16 protein-coding genes are annotated in these 15317 nt (G+C 72.1%); 1 reads left to right on the top strand and 15 read right to left on the bottom strand.

Annotated elements, in window-relative coordinates; all coding sequences use genetic code 11:
* Nucleotides 1-35 precede the first annotated feature (35 nt).
* The 10 genes from ABEA42_RS15150 to pdxT form a co-directional block, all read right to left on the bottom strand.
* Entirely contained in the window at nucleotides 36-2345 is a 2310-nt protein-coding gene (locus ABEA42_RS15150; protein WP_345504639.1) for a RelA/SpoT family protein, read from the bottom strand.
* A 32-nt stretch (nucleotides 2346-2377) separates the two neighbouring features.
* A complete protein-coding gene (locus ABEA42_RS15145) occupies nucleotides 2378-2926 on the bottom strand; it encodes an adenine phosphoribosyltransferase (RefSeq protein ID WP_345504638.1) in 549 nt (182 codons plus the stop codon).
* A 1-nt stretch (nucleotide 2927) separates the two neighbouring features.
* Nucleotides 2928-4100, bottom strand: coding sequence for a protein translocase subunit SecF (secF, locus tag ABEA42_RS15140; RefSeq protein ID WP_345504637.1), 1173 nt, complete (start codon nucleotides 4098-4100; stop codon nucleotides 2928-2930).
* The gene (secD, locus tag ABEA42_RS15135) at nucleotides 4097-5923 is read right to left on the bottom strand and encodes a protein translocase subunit SecD (RefSeq protein WP_345504636.1); all 1827 of its coding nucleotides are present in this window, start codon (nucleotides 5921-5923) and stop codon (nucleotides 4097-4099) included. The genes secF and secD overlap by 4 nt, the downstream gene beginning before the upstream one ends.
* 12 nt (nucleotides 5924-5935) lie before the next feature.
* Nucleotides 5936-6259: a preprotein translocase subunit YajC gene (yajC, locus tag ABEA42_RS15130; protein WP_345504635.1), complete on the bottom strand. Its 324-nt coding sequence runs from the start codon at nucleotides 6257-6259 to the stop codon at nucleotides 5936-5938.
* Between the two features lie 201 nt (nucleotides 6260-6460).
* The gene (ruvB, locus tag ABEA42_RS15125) at nucleotides 6461-7540 is read right to left on the bottom strand and encodes a Holliday junction branch migration DNA helicase RuvB (protein ID WP_345505037.1); all 1080 of its coding nucleotides are present in this window, start codon (nucleotides 7538-7540) and stop codon (nucleotides 6461-6463) included.
* Nucleotides 7541-7569: 29 nt separating this feature from the next.
* Entirely contained in the window at nucleotides 7570-8172 is a 603-nt protein-coding gene (gene ruvA / locus ABEA42_RS15120) for a Holliday junction branch migration protein RuvA (protein WP_345504633.1), read from the bottom strand.
* Nucleotides 8169-8768, bottom strand: coding sequence for a crossover junction endodeoxyribonuclease RuvC (ruvC, locus tag ABEA42_RS15115; RefSeq protein WP_345504632.1), 600 nt, complete (start codon nucleotides 8766-8768; stop codon nucleotides 8169-8171). Before ruvC ends, ruvA begins: the two co-directional genes overlap by 4 nt.
* Before the next feature lie 140 nt (nucleotides 8769-8908).
* Nucleotides 8909-9670, bottom strand: a complete 762-nt coding sequence (locus ABEA42_RS15110) for a YebC/PmpR family DNA-binding transcriptional regulator (RefSeq protein WP_345504630.1) — start codon at nucleotides 9668-9670, stop codon at nucleotides 8909-8911.
* Nucleotides 9667-10290 (bottom strand): pyridoxal 5'-phosphate synthase glutaminase subunit PdxT, encoded by a 624-nt coding sequence (pdxT, locus tag ABEA42_RS15105; protein ID WP_345505036.1) that lies wholly within the window; start codon nucleotides 10288-10290, stop codon nucleotides 9667-9669. The genes ABEA42_RS15110 and pdxT overlap by 4 nt, the downstream gene beginning before the upstream one ends.
* A 35-nt stretch (nucleotides 10291-10325) precedes the next feature.
* On the opposite strand from pdxT, the gene ABEA42_RS15100 reads away from it, so the two are divergent.
* Nucleotides 10326-10871, top strand: coding sequence for a GNAT family N-acetyltransferase (locus ABEA42_RS15100; protein ID WP_345504628.1), 546 nt, complete (start codon nucleotides 10326-10328; stop codon nucleotides 10869-10871).
* Nucleotides 10872-10898: 27 nt separating this feature from the next.
* On the opposite strand, the gene pdxS is transcribed toward ABEA42_RS15100, so the two are convergent.
* The 5 genes from pdxS to pgsA form a co-directional block, all read right to left on the bottom strand.
* Nucleotides 10899-11822, bottom strand: coding sequence for a pyridoxal 5'-phosphate synthase lyase subunit PdxS (pdxS, locus tag ABEA42_RS15095; protein ID WP_345504626.1), 924 nt, complete (start codon nucleotides 11820-11822; stop codon nucleotides 10899-10901).
* A gap of 136 nt (nucleotides 11823-11958) precedes the next feature.
* Nucleotides 11959-12540: a hypothetical protein gene (locus ABEA42_RS15090; protein ID WP_345504625.1), complete on the bottom strand. Its 582-nt coding sequence runs from the start codon at nucleotides 12538-12540 to the stop codon at nucleotides 11959-11961.
* Nucleotides 12540-13751 (bottom strand): glycosyltransferase family 4 protein, encoded by a 1212-nt coding sequence (locus ABEA42_RS15085; RefSeq protein ID WP_345504623.1) that lies wholly within the window; start codon nucleotides 13749-13751, stop codon nucleotides 12540-12542. Before ABEA42_RS15085 ends, ABEA42_RS15090 begins: the two co-directional genes overlap by 1 nt.
* Nucleotides 13748-14695, bottom strand: coding sequence for a phosphatidylinositol mannoside acyltransferase (locus ABEA42_RS15080; RefSeq protein ID WP_345504622.1), 948 nt, complete (start codon nucleotides 14693-14695; stop codon nucleotides 13748-13750). The genes ABEA42_RS15085 and ABEA42_RS15080 overlap by 4 nt, the downstream gene beginning before the upstream one ends.
* Complete coding sequence (gene pgsA, locus ABEA42_RS15075; protein WP_345504620.1) at nucleotides 14692-15306, bottom strand: phosphatidylinositol phosphate synthase; 615 nt, start codon at nucleotides 15304-15306, stop codon at nucleotides 14692-14694. The genes ABEA42_RS15080 and pgsA overlap by 4 nt, the downstream gene beginning before the upstream one ends.
* Nucleotides 15307-15317: the final 11 nt, after the last annotated feature.

Genomic DNA, 15317 nt, shown 5'->3' with positions numbered 1-15317 from the left:
CGCGAGCCCACCCGCCAGCGTCACCGACGGGCGGGTCAGGCCTTGGCGGCCGTCGCCTTGGTGCCCGTGATGCGGTAGACGTCGAAGACGCCGTCGATCTTGCGGACGGCCTTCATCACGTGCTCGAGGTGGCTCGGGTCGCCCATCTCGAACGTGAACTTGCTGATGGCCACGCGGTCGCGGGAGGTCTGGACGGACGCGGACAGGATGTTGACGTGCTGGTCGGACAGCACGCGGGTGACGTCGGACAGCAGCCGGTTGCGGTCGAGCGCCTCGACCTGGAGCTGCACCAGGAAGACCGAGGCCGACGACGGTGCCCACTCGACCTCGATCATCCGGTCGGGCTGCGAGAGCAGGGACTCCGCGTTGGTGCAGTCGGTGCGGTGCACGGAGACGCCGTTGCCGCGGGTGATGAAGCCCATGATGGGGTCGCCCGGCACGGGCGTGCAGCACCTGGCCAGCTTGACCCAGACGTCCGCGGTGCCGACCACGACGACACCCGGGTCGCCGGAACGGCGGCGCATGGAGCGGGTCGGGGTGGTGGCCTCGGCCAGGTCCTCCGACGCACCCTCCTCGCCACCGAGGGAGACGACGAGCCGGCCCACCACGTGCTGGGCGGAGACGTGGCCCTCGCCGACGGCGGCGTACAGCGCGTCGATGTCCTGGTAGCGCAGCTCGGAGGCGAGCCCGGTGAGGGTCTCCACCGTGAGCAGCCGCTGCAGCGGCAGGCCCTCCTTGCGCATCGCCTTGGCGATGGCGTCCTTGCCGGTCTCGATGGCCTCCTCGCGGCGTTCCTTCGAGAACCACTGCTTGATCTTGTTGCGGGCCCGCGGCGACTTGACGAACGTCAGCCAGTCGCGGGACGGCCCGGCGCCGTCGGCCTTCGAGGTGAGGACCTCGACGACGTCGCCGTTCTCGAGCGTCGACTCCAGGGGGACGAGCCGGCCGTTGACGCGCCCGCCGATGCAGTGGTGGCCGACCTCGGTGTGCACGGCGTAGGCGAAGTCCACCGGGGTCGCGCCCGCGGGCAGGGCCACGACCTCGCCCTTGGGGGTGAAGACGTAGACCTCGCGGGCGTTGATCTCGAAGCGCAGGGAGTCGAGGAACTCGCCGGGGTCGGCGGTCTCCTTCTGCCAGTCGAGCAGCTGGCGCAGCCACGCCATGTCGTTGATGGGGCCGGTCTCGCCGTCCTTGGCCCCCGCGGCCGGCGCGGTGCCGTCCTCCTTGTACTTCCAGTGCGCCGCGACGCCGTACTCCGCGCGGCGGTGCATGGTGTGCGTGCGGATCTGGATCTCGACGGCCTTGCCCTCGGGCCCGATCACCGTCGTGTGCAGCGACTGGTACATGTTGAACTTCGGCATCGCGATGTAGTCCTTGAACCGCCCGGGTAGGGGGTTCCACCGCGCGTGCAGCGCACCGAGGGCCGCGTAGCAGTCGCGCACCGAGTCGACGAGCACCCGCACCGCGACGAGGTCGTAGATGTCCTCGAAGTCGCGGCCGCGCACGATCATCTTCTGGTAGACGGAGTAGTAGTGCTTCGGGCGGCCGGTGACCGTGGCCTTGATCTTGGCCGCCTTGAGGTCCTCGCTGACCTGCTCGCGCACGCCGGAGAGGAACTCCTCGCGCGCGGGTGCCCGCTCGGCCACCAGCCGGACGATCTCGTCGTACACCTTGGGGTAGAGCGTCGCGAAGGACAGGTCCTCCAGCTCCCACTTGATGGTGTTCATGCCGAGCCGGTGGGCCAGCGGCGCGTAGATCTCGAGGGTCTCGCGGGCCTTGCGCTGGGCCGACTCGACGGAGACGTAGCGCCAGGTGCGGGCGTTGTGGAGCCGGTCGGCGAGCTTGATGACCAGGACCCGGATGTCGCGGGCCATGGCCACGACCATCTTGCGGACGGTCTCGGCCTGGGCGGCGTCGCCGTAGGTCACCTTGTCGAGCTTGGTGACGCCGTCGACCAGCATGGCCACCTCGCGCCCGAAGTCCTTCTCGAGCTGGCTGAGGCTGTAGGCGGTGTCCTCGACGGTGTCGTGCAGCAGCGCCGCAGCCAGCGTCGCCGGCGTCATGCCGAGCTCGGCGAGGATGGTCGTGACGGCCAGCGGGTGCGTGATGTACGCGTCCCCGGACTTGCGCTTCTGGCCCCGGTGGGCCTCCTCCGCCACGACGTAGGCACGCTCGATGACCGTGAGGTCGGCCTTGGGGTGGGTGGCGCGAACGGTCTGCAGCAGCGGCTCGAGCACCGGGTTGGTCGGCGCACCGCGGCTGCCGAAGCGGGCGAGCCGGGCGCGGACCCGGCTGGAGGAGGACGCGCTCTGCCCCACCGTGCCGGTGACGACGTCCTCACTCATGGTCTGAGCCTACGTGATCCCGGGGGTGCGGATCAGCCGCCCCGGACGACCAGCGTGGTGTGCACGTCACGGCCCTGGAGACGGTCGCGGCCGTGGAGGAACTCGAGCTCGATCGGCGCCTCGAAGGCCACCACCTCGGCGCCCCCGTCCTCGAGCAGACGGCAGGCGGCCTCGGCCGTCCCGCCCGTCGCGAGGACGTCGTCCACGACGAGCACCCGCTCCCCTCCGATGAAGGAGTCCTCGTGGATCTCGATGGTCGCGCTGCCGTACTCCAGGTCGTAGGAGACCCCGCGGGTGCGGCCCGGGAGCTTGCCCGCCTTGCGCACCGGCACGAAGCCGATCCCCAGCTGCTGGGCCAGCGCTGCGCCGAAGATGAAGCCCCGCGCCTCGATGCCGACGACCAGGTCGATGGTCCCCCGGCGGCGGTCGGCCATGTCGGCGACGACCGCACCGAAGGCCTCACCGTCGGCGAGCAGGGGGGTGACGTCCTTGAACACCACCCCCGGGCTCGGGAAGTCGGGGATGTCCCGCAGCCGGCTCTCGAGGAGCTCGACGAGGGTGCCGGGCAGCGCCTGCGTCACGTCAGCGCCGCGACTTCGGGGGCCTGCGCGGCTGGTTGCGCGGGCCGGACGTGGCGTACTTGTGGGTGCCCCTCACGACGCCCGGCGCGGAGGCGCCGACCCCGGCGGACTCCAGCGAAGCGGCGTCCGCGGGCTGCTCGTCGTCGCGGCCGTGCTCGACGGGAGCGGCGTCGGAGGCGAGGACCTTGCCGCCGTGGCGGGCCTGGTAGCGGTGGGCCTTCTTGGCCAGCTCCACCATCTCCGGCTCCTTGTCGCGCATGTGCACGAGCAGGGGCGTGGCGATGAAGATCGAGGAGTAGGCGCCGACCGCGATGCCGACGAACAGCGCCAGCGCCAGGTCGAGCAGGGTGCCCGGGCCCAAGAACAGGAACCCGATCACGAGGATCGACGCGATGGGCAGCAGCGCCACCACCGTGGTGTTGATGGACCGGACCAGCGTCTGGTTGACCGCGAGGTTGGCCGCCTGCGCGTAGGACATGCGGCCGTTGCCGCGCGCCTCGTGGGTGTTCTCACGCACCTTGTCGAACACGACGACGGTGTCGTAGAGCGAGTAGCCGAGGATCGTGAGGAACCCGATCATCGTGGCCGGCGACACCTCGAAGCCGGCGAGGGCGTAGATGCCGACCGTGATGAACAGGTCGTGGATCAGCGCGGCGAGGCCGGCGACGGCCATCTTCCAGGTGCGGAAGTAGATGGCCATGACCGCCGCGACCAGCGCGAGGAAGACGGCGAGGGCCTGCAGCGCCTTCTGGCTGACCGACGCACCCCACGAGGGGCCGACGAAGGAGGCGGAGACGTCACCGGCGGTGGTGCCGAACGCCTTGGCCAGCGACGACTGCACGTCGCGGATCTGGGCGTCGCTGAGCTTTTCGGTCTGCACGCGGACGGTGCTCGACCCGATGGTGGTCACCTCGGGGGCGGCCGCCGGGGCGACCGAGGTCACCGCGTCCTTGGCCGTCTGCTCGTAGGTGTCGCTGACGGTCACCTTGGAGACCCGGAACTCCGAGCCACCGGAGAACTCCAGGCTCAGGTTGAGCCCCTGGAAGACCAGGCCGAGGGTCGCGAGGAGGATGAAGATGCCCGACAGCAGGTACCAGCGCTTGTAGCGGCCGACGAAGTCGATCGAGCGCTTGCCGGTGTAGAGGTCGTTGCCCAGTGCGGCGAAGTTGATCACAGCGCGCTCCCGTCACTCGTGGCGGAGGCGGGCGCAGGCATCGCGACCCGTCCGCGCCCGGCATACCGGGCCCTGTTCGCCTTGGCCCCCAGGCGCTGGGGGTCCAGGCCGGACCAGCGGTGGCCACCGCCGAAGAACTTGGTGCTCGACAGCAGCGCCACGACCGGGTGGGTGAACAGCACGACGACCAGCAGGTCGATGAGCGTGGTCAGGCCCAGCGTGAACGCGAAGCCGCGGACGTTGGAGGAGGCCAGCAGGTAGAGGACGAACGCGGCGAGGAAGTTGACGCCGTCGGCGGCCAGGATCGTGCGCCGGGCGCGGCGCCAGCCGGTGTCGACCGCGGCGCGCAGCGGTCGGCCCTCGCGGACCTCGTCACGGATGCGTTCGAAGTAGACGATGAACGAGTCGGCGGTGACACCGATGGCCACGATGAGGCCGGTCACCCCCGCCATGTCGAGGCGGAAGTTCTGCGACCAGCCCAGCAGCGCGATGGAGACGTAGGTCAGCAGCGCCGCGATGATGATGGAGGCGACGGTCACCAGGCCCAGCGCGCGGTACTGCCCGAGGGAGTACAGGAACACCAGGGCGAAGCCGATGACACCGGCCACCAGGCCCATCTGGAGCTGCTCGCTGCCGAGGGTCGGGCTGATCTCGTCACGCGTCTGCAGGTCGAACGACAGCGGGAGCGCACCGAACTTGAGCTGGTTGGCGAGGTCGCGGGCGCTCTGGATGGTGAAGCTGCCGGTGATGCTGGCCTGGCCGTCGAGGATGGCCGCCTGCGCGGTCGGCGCGGTGAGGACCTGGGAGTCCAGGGTCACGGCGAAGCGGTTGCGCGGGTCCTCGAGGTTGACCAGTCGCTTGGTGACGTTGCCGAAGGCCTTGGTGCCGCTGCTGTTGAACGACAGGCGGATCTCGACGATGTTGGACGGCTGGCCGTTGGACAGCGGCTGGTAGCCGGCGACCGCGTCCTTGATCTGGTCGCCACGCACCTCGACCGGGCCGAGGATGTACTTCTCGGCACCGGTGTCGGAGCAGGTCACCAGCGGCTTGGCCGGGTCGTCGACGATCCCGTCGAGCACGCCGTCCTTGGAGCAGTCGAGCTGCTGGAAAGCGGCCGTCAGCTGCGGGGTGATCTGCGCGAGGTCGCTGGCGTCCTTCGGTGTGGCGGTGCCGCCCGTGGCCGGGGTCGTGGGGGTGACGGCCCCGGTGGTGGCCGTCGGCGCGGGCGTCGTGCTCGCACCGGTGGCGGGAGTCGTGGTCGCGCGGACGAAGGCGCCGGGCAGGGCACTGCCGGCCTTGGTCGTGGTGGCGGCACCGGTGGCGGTGGGGACCGCCGGCTTGGTGGCCGTGCCCGTGGCCTTGCCCGTCGGGGTACCGGTCGCGGTGCCACCCGTCGTGGACGTTCCGGTCGGGACCGGCTGGTTGGTGCCGGGGGCGGCCGCGAGGACCGGACGGAACTGCATCTGCGAGGAGCGGCGGATGGCGTCCTCGGTGGCCTTGGGCGGGGTGCCGGGCATGCTCACGACGATGTTGCGGCCACCGCTCGTGGTCACCTCGGCACCGGCGACGCCGTTGGCGTCGACACGCTGGACGATGATGTCGCGGGCCTGGTTGAGCTGGTCGCTGGAGACCTTGGCGTTGCCGACCAGGCGCGGGGCCAGCACGAGCTGGGTGCCACCGGCGAGGTCGAGGCCGAGCTTCGGCTTGAACTGGGCGTCGCCCCAGGTCACGGCGGCGAAGAGCAGGCCGTAGAGGCCGATGCTCACGGCCGCGAGGGCCGCGAGGACCTTCAGCGGCTTGCGGTTGTACGGGTTGATTGCCACGTGGGGTGACCTCTACTCGGGGCTGACGGGACCGGACGGCTGGTCTGACGCCGTCGTGGAGGAAGCGGGCGGTGGGGTCTTGAGGCCGATCGCGCGGCGGTCGAAGCGGAGCACGACGCCGGGGGCCACCTCGAGGGTGACGACCTGGTCCTCGATCGAGGTGACCTTGCCGAAGAGGCCCGAGGTCGTGCAGACCTCGTCGCCGACCGTGAGCCCCGCCTGCAGGGACTGCACCTCGCGCTGGCGCCGACGCTGGCTGAACACCATGAACACGATGAGCAGCACGGGCAGGGCGAAGATCAGCAGGCTGGCTGTGGGTGAGCCGCCACTCGACATGGAGCATCCCTTCACGATTGGCTGGTGGTGCGCGCAGCCGCATCACGGGCACGCACAAGTCCCCAGCACCGGCCGGGTGACCGCCCGAGTGTAGGTGACACACGGCATACCGACCAACGTGCCCCACCGCGACCGCGTTCCAATTGTGACCATTCTGCGTGCACCCCGGGCAACGCCCGTGAGGCCACCGGGAGTGGCGGATCAGGCGCCGAAGCGGCCCTCACCGGTGTCCAGCGGCAGCGCGGGCTGGCGGTCCTGGCCGGCCGGGGGTGTCAGTCCGAGGTGCTCCCAGGCCAGCGCGCTCGCCGCGCGGCCGCGGGGCGTGCGCACCATGAAGCCCTCGCGCACGAGGAACGGCTCGGCCACCGTCTCCACCGTGTCGGCCTCCTCACCCACCGCCACCGCGAGCGTGGACAGCCCGACCGGTCCCCCGCCGAACCGGCGGCAGAGCGCGTCGAGGACCGCGCGGTCGAGGCGGTCGAGCCCGCGGTCGTCGACGTCGAACAGGGCCAGCGCGGCGTGGGCGGCGGCCTCGTCGACCACGTGGCGACCGTGGACCTGTGCCCAGTCGCGGACCCGGCGGAGCAGCCGGTTGGCGATGCGGGGTGTGCCCCGGGAGCGGCGGGCGATCTCGGTGATGCCGTCGGGGTCTGCGGCGACGTCGAGGAGCCGGGCGGAGCGGTGCAGGATCGTCACGAGGTCGTCGGTCGCGTAGAAATCGAGGTGGCCGGTGAAGCCGAACCGGTCACGCAGCGGCGCGGGCAGCAGGCCGGCGCGCGTCGTGGCCCCGACGACGGTGAACGGTGCGAGCTCCAGCGGGATGGCGGTGGCGCCGGGGCCCTTGCCGACGATGACGTCGACGCGGAAGTCCTCCATCGCGAGGTAGAGCATCTCCTCGGCCGAGCGGGACATCCGGTGGATCTCGTCGAGGAACAGCACCTCACCCTCGGTGAGGGACGAGAGCACGGCTGCGAGGTCGCCCGCGTGCTGGATCGCGGGCCCGCTGGTGATGCGGATCGGTCGCTCGAGCTCGGTGCCGATGAGCATCGCCAGGGTCGTCTTGCCCAGGCCGGGCGGCCCCGAGAGCAGGACGTGGTCGGGCGGGGTGCCGCGGCGGCGGGCGGCCTCGAGCACCAGGGACAGCTGGTCGCGCACCCTCGACTGCCCCGAGAACTCGCTGAGCCGGCGCGGTCGCAGCGCCATCTCGACCGTGCGCTCGTCGGTGTCGCCGGCCGGGTCGACGATGCGTGCCGTCGCGTCGAGGGAGGAGTCCTCGTACATCTCGGAGCTGAAGCCGTCGCCGGTCACGCCTACCGCCCGAGCTCGCGCAGGGCGGCGCGCAGCATCTCGGAGACGTTGGCCTCAGCCGGCGCGGAGGCCGCTACCGCCGCCACGGCGTCCTCCGCCTGCTTGCCGGAGTAGCCGAGGCCGGTCAGGGCGTCGGTGACCTGGTCGCGCCACGACGGCCCGGCCGTGGTGGGGGCGGCCGGGGTGGCGCCGGCTGCCCCCGAGGGCATGCCGATCTTGTCTCGCAGCTCCAGCACGATGCGCTCCGCGCCCTTCTTCCCGATGCCCGGCACCTTGGTGAGGGTGGCGAGGTCTGAGCCGGTCACCGCGGCACGCAGCCGGTCGGGGGCGAGGACGGACAGCATGGCCAGGGCGAGGCGGGGGCCGACGCCGGACACCGTCTGCACCTGCTCGAAGATGTCGCGCTCCTCGTCGGAGGCGAAGCCGTAGAGGGTCAGCGAGTCCTCGCGGACCACCAGCGTCGTCGCGAGGGTCGCCTCCCGTCCGAGGTGCTGGGCCGAGGCCGTCGCCGGCGTGGTGTGCAGGAGCATCCCGACTCCCCCGACCTCGACGACGACCCGGTCGAGGCCGATGTGCTGGACGCTGCCGCGGACCGAGGCGATCACCGGGCCACCGCCCCGCTCGGGCGCGACGTCCGCGCCGTACCGGGTGCGGTGCCCGGCGCCCGGGCACCCACCGCCTTGAGGCGCGCGCGCTCCGAGGCCGCCGCGAGGGCGAGGCGCTGGTCGCCGCCGCCGCGCCAGTGGTGGCAGATGGCCAGGGCGAGGGCGTCGGCGGCGTCGGCGGGCTTGGGCGCGACCTCGAGCTCGAGGATGCGCGTCACCATGGCGGTCACCTGCGCCTTGTCGGCGCGGCCGGAGCCGGTGACGGCGGCCTTGACCTCGGTGGGTGTGTGGGTGACCAGGGGCAGGCCCCGGCGGGCTGCGGCGAGCAGGGCAAGGGCCGAGGCCTGGGCGGTGGTCATCACGGTCGGGACGTGGTCGGCGGCGTAGACCCGCTCGAGGGCGATCGCGTCGGGCTCGAACCGGTCGAGCCAGGCGTCCATCTGGTCCTGGAGGTAGGCGAGCCGCTCCCCCGTGTCGCGGTCGCCGGGGGTGCGGACGACACCCACCGCGACCATGGTGAGCTTGCGGCCGCGGCCGCTGTCGACCACACCGAGCCCGCACCGGGTGAGTCCGGGGTCGACCCCGAGTACGCGCACTGCGCTGCTCCCTCGTCCTGGCGGCCGCTGTCGCGCCGCCGTCATCCGAACACCTGTTCGGTGAACGCTACACGGGCGACGCCCCGCCTCCCCCGCAGCAACACGCGGGGAGGGCGGGGCGTCGGCCGGACGCCGTGGTCCTACTCGTCGTCCTCGTCGAGCTCGGCGAGGACCTCGTCGCTGATGTCGCCGTTGGCGAAGACGTCCTGGACGTCGTCGGAGTCCTCGAGGGCCTCGATCACGCGGATCATCTTGCGCGCGCCGTCGGCGTCGAGGGGCACCTGGAGGTTGGGCACCCAGGAGGCCTCCGCCGAGTCGTAGTCGATGCCGGCGTCCTGGACGGCCTTGCGGACCGCGACGAAGTCGGTGGCCTCGGAGATGATCTCGAAGGAGTCGCCGAGGTCATTGACCTCGTCGGCGCCCGCCTCGAGCACGATCTCGAGGATGTCGTCCTCGGTCTTGTCGCCCTTGGGCACGACGACGACGCCCTTGCGGTCGAACACGTACGAGACCGAGCCGGGGTCGGCGAGCTGGCCGCCGTTGCGGGTCAGCGCGGTGCGCACCTCGGCCGCGGCACGGTTGCGGTTGTCGGTGAGGCACTCGATGAGGACGGCGACGCCGCCGGGCGCGTAGCCCTCGTACGTGATGGTCTCCCAGTCGGACCCACCGGCGGTCGCACCCGACCCGCGCTTGACCGCGTTGTCGATGTTGTTGTTGGGGACCGACGACTTCTTGGCCTTCTGGATGGCGTCGTAGAGCGTGGGGTTGCCCGTGGGGTCACCGCCGCCGGTGCGCGCCGCGACCTCGATGTTCTTGATCAGCTTCGCGAAGAGCTTGCCGCGCTTGGCGTCGATGGCGGCCTTCTTGTGCTTGGTGGTCGCCCATTTGCTGTGGCCGCTCATGCCTTGCCTCTCACGATCTCGACGAACAACTGGTGGAACCGGTGGTCACCGGTCACTTCCGGGTGGAAGGAGGTGGCCATCACCGACCCCTGACGAACGGCGACGATCCTACCTGCGGCCGGGCCGTCCTCGACGCGGGCCAGGACCTCGACCCCCTCGCCGACCTCCTCCACCCACGGGGCGCGGATGAAGACCGCCCGCATCGGGGCGCCCCCGATGGCCCGGATGTGCAGGTCCTCCTCGAAGGAGTCGACCTGTCGCCCGAAGGCGTTGCGCCGCACCGTCATGTCGATGCCCCCGAGCGTCTGCTGGTCCGGGCGGGCGTCGGCGATCCGGTCGGCGAGCATGATCATCCCCGCGCACGAGCCGTACGCCGGCATGCCCGCGGCCAGTCGTGCGCGGAGCGGGTCGTAGAGGTCGAAGGCACGGACGAGCTTGTCCATGGTGGTCGACTCACCGCCGGGGATGATCAGCGCATCGACCTCCTCGAGCTCCCGGGGACGGCGCACGGTGGTGCCGCGGGCACCCGCCTGCTCGACGGCGTACAGGTGCTCGCGGACGTCACCCTGGACGGCGAGGACCCCGATGGTCGGCTGGGACGGCTTGGTCACGGGCCGAATGCTACGGGCGGCCACGTGCGCCCTAGCGTGGGGGCATGACCGTCGACCCACGCGCACCCCGTGGGGTGGGCATCCGGCCGCGACGCCCCGAGGACCTCCCAGCCCTGGCCGCGGTGCTGGCAGCCCAGCAGGCGTACACGGGGTACCCGCAGCGCTGGCCGCTGCCCATCCCCGTCGAGGAGTTCCTGCACCGGCCTGCCCAGCTGCAGGCGTGGGTGGCCGAGGTGGACGACGAGGTCGTCGGGCACGTCGCCGCCGCAACCGTCGAGCCCGGCGACATGGCGACGGTGTGGAGCGCCGGCACCGGTCGCCCGTTGTCCGAGCTCGCCGAGGTGTCGGTCCTGTTCGTGGACCACGCGACTGCCGGCCGGGGCGTGGGGTCCGCCCTGCTGACCACCGTCGTGGAGTACATCCGCGGGAGCGGGCTGACCCCAGTGCTCGACGTCGTGCAGGAGACGGCGAACGCCGTCCGGCTCTACCAGCGTCGGGGGTGGCAGGTGGTCGGCGAGTCGAGGCCGCCGTGGCTGCCCGACGACCACCTGCCGGTGCTGCTCATGGTGCTGCCCGACGACGGGGCCTGAGGCCCCGCCGTCCGGCGCACGCGGGGACTACCAGCCGCGCTCGGCGAGGCGGTGCGGCTCGGGGATCTCGTCGACGTTGATGCCGACCATGGCCTCACCGAGGCCGCGCGAGACCTTGGCGATCACGTCGGGGTCGTCGAAGAACGTGGTCGCCTTGACGATCGCCTCGGCGCGCTGGGCGGGGTTGCCCGACTTGAAGATGCCCGAGCCCACGAAGACGCCCTCGGCGCCGAGCTGCATCATCATCGCGGCGTCGGCCGGGGTGGCGATGCCACCGGCGGTGAACAGGACCACGGGGAGCTTGCCCAGCTCGGCGACCTCCTTGACCAGCTCGTACGGCGCCTGGAGCTCCTTGGCGGCGACGTAGAGCTCGTCCTCGGGCAGGCTCTGGAGCTTGCGGATCTGCTGGCGGATCTGGCGCATGTGGGTCGTCGCGTTGGAGACGTCGCCCGTGCCGGCCTCACCCTTGGAGCGGATCATCGCCGCGCCCTCGGTGATGCGGCGCAGGGCCTCGCCGAGGTTGGTCGCACCGCAGACGAAGGGGACGGTGAAGTTCCACTTGTCGATGTGGTTGGCGTAGTCGGCCGGGGTCAGGACCTCGGACTCGTCGATGTAGTCGACACCGAGGGACTGCAGCACCTGCGCCTCGACGAAGTGGCCGATGCGGGCCTTGGCCATGACGGGGATGGAGACGGCCTCGATGATGCCGTCGATCATGTCGGGGTCGGACATGCGCGAGACGCCGCCCTGGGCGCGGATGTCGGCGGGGACCCGCTCGAGCGCCATGACGGCGACGGCGCCGGCGTCCTCGGCGATCTTGGCCTGCTCGGCGTTGACGACGTCCATGATGACGCCGCCCTTGAGCATCTCGGCCATGCCGCGCTTGACGCGGGACGTGCCGGTGGTGGGCTGGGTGGTGGTGCTCTCGGCGGTCGTGCTCTCGGCGGACATGGCGGACCTACTCCAGATCTGTTCAGGGCGCAGCGCAGGGGACGCGCTTCGCTGCCAATCGTAGTTGGTGCGCCGAGTGGCTCCGACCGACCCCGCGACCGGCCTCGGCCTGCGGCCGGGCCGGTGTGCGAGAGGGTCAGTCGCGGACGGCGGGCGGCAGCTCGTCGTCGAACTCGACGGTGCGGGGCAGTTCGGCGTGGCCCGCGAGCCGGAAGACGCGCACGACCGGCTTGCGGCGCACCCGGCGCACGTCGGTGACCGCGTCGTTGTGGAAGCGGCGGGCGAGCTGCACGCGCACGCCCGCTCCCTCGACCCGTTGCAGCGCAGCGGCGCCGGCACCGTCCTCGGCCCGGATCTCGGCGACCACATCGGGGGTCAGGGCCGCCTGCAGGGCTGCGGTGAGGTCGCTCTCCAGCCCCTCCCGGGCGCCGAAGCTCTGCCCCTCGAGCAGGTCGTCCTCGAGGGCACGGTCGTTGTGCGCCTCGAGGGAGTCCGAGGCGGCACCCGCGAGCATGAGCGCGGTCGCCGGGTCGACGGCACCTGAGTTGGCCAGCTCGAGGGTCGCCTCGGCCCGGCGCACCAGCTGGGCGTCGAGGGCGGAGAGGGCCCCCTCGGCGCGGGTGTGCAGGCGGTCGAGGCGTGCGGCGTTGTAGGAGAGGTACCAGGCCACCCCCAGGAGCACGGCCACCACGACGGCGGCGTAGGTCAGGGCCTCCATCAGACCTCACCCCCGCGCCGGGTGCCGCGCAGCAGCCGCGTCCACCGGGTGTCGGCGGGGTCTGCCCGGAGGTGCCCTGCAGGGTCGGCCCGCACGTGGTCGGAGCCGTGGGTGACCATCTCGTAGACGGCCATGACGTCCTCGGCCACGACCGACCAGTCGAAGACCAGCGCGCGCCGGCTCCCGAGGCCGGACAACCGCTGGCGCTCCCCCGGGTCGCCCAGCACCCTGAGCAGCTGCCGCGACAGGTCGGCGGGGTCCTCGTTGGCGAACATCGCCCCGCAGCGACCCCCGTCGAGCACCCGTACGAACGCGGCGAGGTCGCTGGCCACCACGGGTGCGCCGGCGCTCATCGCCTCCACGAGCACGATGCCGAAGCTCTCGCCGCCGGTGTGCGGGGCGACGTACGCGTCGACGGAGGAGAGCAGGGCCGCCTTCTCGTCGTCGCTGACCATGCCGAGGAACTCGGTGGCCGCGGCGACGGCCGGGTCCATCCGCTCGCGGGCGGCCTCGACGTCGCCGGGCCCGGCGACGAGGACCCGCGCGCCGGGGTGCTGGGCGAGGACCGCCGGCATCGAGGCCGCGAGCACGGGCAGGCCCTTGCGCGGCTCGTCGATGCGCCCGAGGAAGGCCAGGGTGGGGGCGTCGGGGGTGCCCTGCCACGCGGGGTCAGGCGCGGCACCGGCGAAGCGGGCGACGTTGACGCCGTTGGGGATGACGACCGCGTCGCCCCCCAGGTGGGTGGTCACCGTGCGGCGGGCGTCCTCGGAGACCGCGATGCGGCCACTGATCTTCTCGAGGCTTGGGCGCAGCAGCGGGTAGGCAGCCTGCATCGCGCGGGAGCGCAGGTTGGAGGTGTGGAAGGTCGCGACCACGGGGCCGTCGGCTGACCAGAGGGCGAGCAGCGCGATCGAGGGCGTGACCGGCTCGTGGATGTGGAGCACGTCGAACTCCCCCCGCTCCAGCCACCGCCCGACCCGGGCCGCGGTGACGGGCCCGAAGTTGAGCCTGGCCACGGAGCCGTTGTAGCGCACGGGGACCGAGCGCCCCACGGACTCGACGTAGTCGGGCAGCGGGGTGTCGTCGTCGGCCGGCGCCAGCACCGACGCGTGGTGGCCCTGGGAGAGGAAGTGCTCGGCGAGGTCGCGCACGTGGAACTGCACTCCCCCGGGCACGTCGAAGGAGTAGGGGCAGACGATCCCGATCCTCACGAGGCGGCCTCCACAGCGGTGTCGGCCGTGGGCCTCGGCTCCAGGTCCTCGAGGAACACGCGCTGCAACATGTGCCAGTCGGCCGTGTGCTCGACGATCGCCGCACCGAGCGCGTCGGCGCACTGCTGGGTCATGGCCACGGCCTTGGCGCGGGTCGTGCCGGTCGCGGGCACCTCGACCCGGTCGTGGAAGGTGATGACGACGCGGTGGCGCCACGAGCCCGGCACACGCCGGTAGTGGATCGACACGGGGAACAGTGCCACGCCGCTGGCGAGCGCGAGGGCGGCCGGGCCCGCGGCCATCTTCGAGCGGTGGCCGCAGAGGTCGACCTCGATCCCGCGGGCCGTGAGGTCGCGGTCGGCGAGCAGCGGCATCAGCACCGGCCCGGCGAGGTGGCCGCGCAGCTGGGCGAAGACGTCGCCTCCCCCCGTGAGCGGCAGGATCGTCATGCCCAGCGACTCGCGGAACTGCAGGAACTCGGCGTAGACCTCCTCCGGCTCCAGGCGCTCGGCGACGGTGACGACCGGCGCCAGCGCCCGGGTCCCCCAGGCGCCGGCGATGTCCCAGTTGCCGAGGTGGCCGAGGAAGCACACCACGGGACGGCCGGCGGCCAGCTCTGCGCGCACCGGGGCGTCACCCTCGACGACCACCTGCGCCTCGATGCCGGCGCGGCTGCGGTCGGGCAGCCGGAACGCCTCGCAGTAGTAGCGCATGTAGGAGCGCATCCCGGCCCGCACCAGGGCGTCCAGCGCATCGCCGTCGAGCTCGGGACGCACCTTCGCGTAGTTGCTGCGCAGGCGCTGGACCCCCTTGCCGCCGCGGGCGACGGTCAGGTCGGCGACGCGGTCGAAGGCGGCGTACGCGGCGCGCTCGGGCAGGCGCCGTACGGTGCCCCAGCCGAGGCGGAAGCCGCTCACGGCGAGCAGGTCGCCGAGCCGGCTCACGAGGCGGCGGTGAGCGCCTGGCGGCGCACCATCAGCATGCGCTGCACGACGGTGACCACGCTGGCCACGGCCAGCAGGGCCAGCACGACGGTGAGGACCACCTCGGGGAGGCCGAGGCCGACCAGGCCGGTGGTGACCAGGACGGCGACGAGGCGGTCGGCCCGCTCGGCGATCCCCACGTCGGCGGAGAAGCCGAGCCCCTCGGCGCGTGCCTTGGCGTAGGAGACCACGCTGCCGAGGATGAGGCAGGCGAGCGCGAGCCCGGCCATGAGGAAGTCGTCGCCGCGACCGGCGTACCAGAGCACGAGGCCACCGAAGATGGCCGAGTCGCCGAAGCGGTCGAGGGTGGAGTCGAGGTAGGCGCCCCAGCGCCCCGAGCGGCCGGACATGCGCGCCATGACGCCGTCGACGGTGTCGGAGAACACGAACAGCGTGATGACCACGGTGCCCCAGAAGAACTCGTGCCGCGGGTAGAAGGCCAGGGCGCCGGCGCACACGCCGAGGGTGCCGACGATGGTCACGACGTCGGGGCTGATCCCCAGCTTGAGGAACAGCCTGGCGACCGGCGTGAAGATGGTCGTGAAGAGGGCGCGTGCGTACTTGTTGAGCATGGTGGGGGCAG

This window comes from Pedococcus ginsenosidimutans, assembly GCF_039544395.1.
Taxonomy (GTDB): domain Bacteria; phylum Actinomycetota; class Actinomycetes; order Actinomycetales; family Dermatophilaceae; genus Pedococcus; species Pedococcus ginsenosidimutans.
The sequence above is the reverse complement of the archived record's forward strand: the minus strand, read 5'-3'. Positions and strand labels throughout refer to the sequence as shown.

What these genes read in the sequence shown, in the direction of transcription:
- ABEA42_RS15110 (WP_345504630.1), bottom strand. Translation starts at nt 9,670, where the DNA reads ATGAGCGGCCACAGCAAATGGGCGACCACCAAGCACAAGAAGGCCGCC.
- ABEA42_RS15150 (WP_345504639.1), bottom strand. Translation starts at nt 2,345, where the DNA reads ATGAGTGAGGACGTCGTCACCGGCACGGTGGGGCAGAGCGCGTCCTCC.
- pdxS (WP_345504626.1), bottom strand. Translation starts at nt 11,822, where the DNA reads ATGTCCGCCGAGAGCACGACCGCCGAGAGCACCACCACCCAGCCCACC.
- ABEA42_RS15090 (WP_345504625.1), bottom strand. Translation starts at nt 12,540, where the DNA reads ATGGAGGCCCTGACCTACGCCGCCGTCGTGGTGGCCGTGCTCCTGGGG.
- ruvB (WP_345505037.1), bottom strand. Translation starts at nt 7,540, where the DNA reads ATGTACGAGGACTCCTCCCTCGACGCGACGGCACGCATCGTCGACCCG.
- yajC (WP_345504635.1), bottom strand. Translation starts at nt 6,259, where the DNA reads ATGTCGAGTGGCGGCTCACCCACAGCCAGCCTGCTGATCTTCGCCCTG.
- pgsA (WP_345504620.1), bottom strand. Translation starts at nt 15,306, where the DNA reads ATGCTCAACAAGTACGCACGCGCCCTCTTCACGACCATCTTCACGCCG.
- ABEA42_RS15100 (WP_345504628.1), top strand. Translation starts at nt 10,326, where the DNA reads ATGACCGTCGACCCACGCGCACCCCGTGGGGTGGGCATCCGGCCGCGA.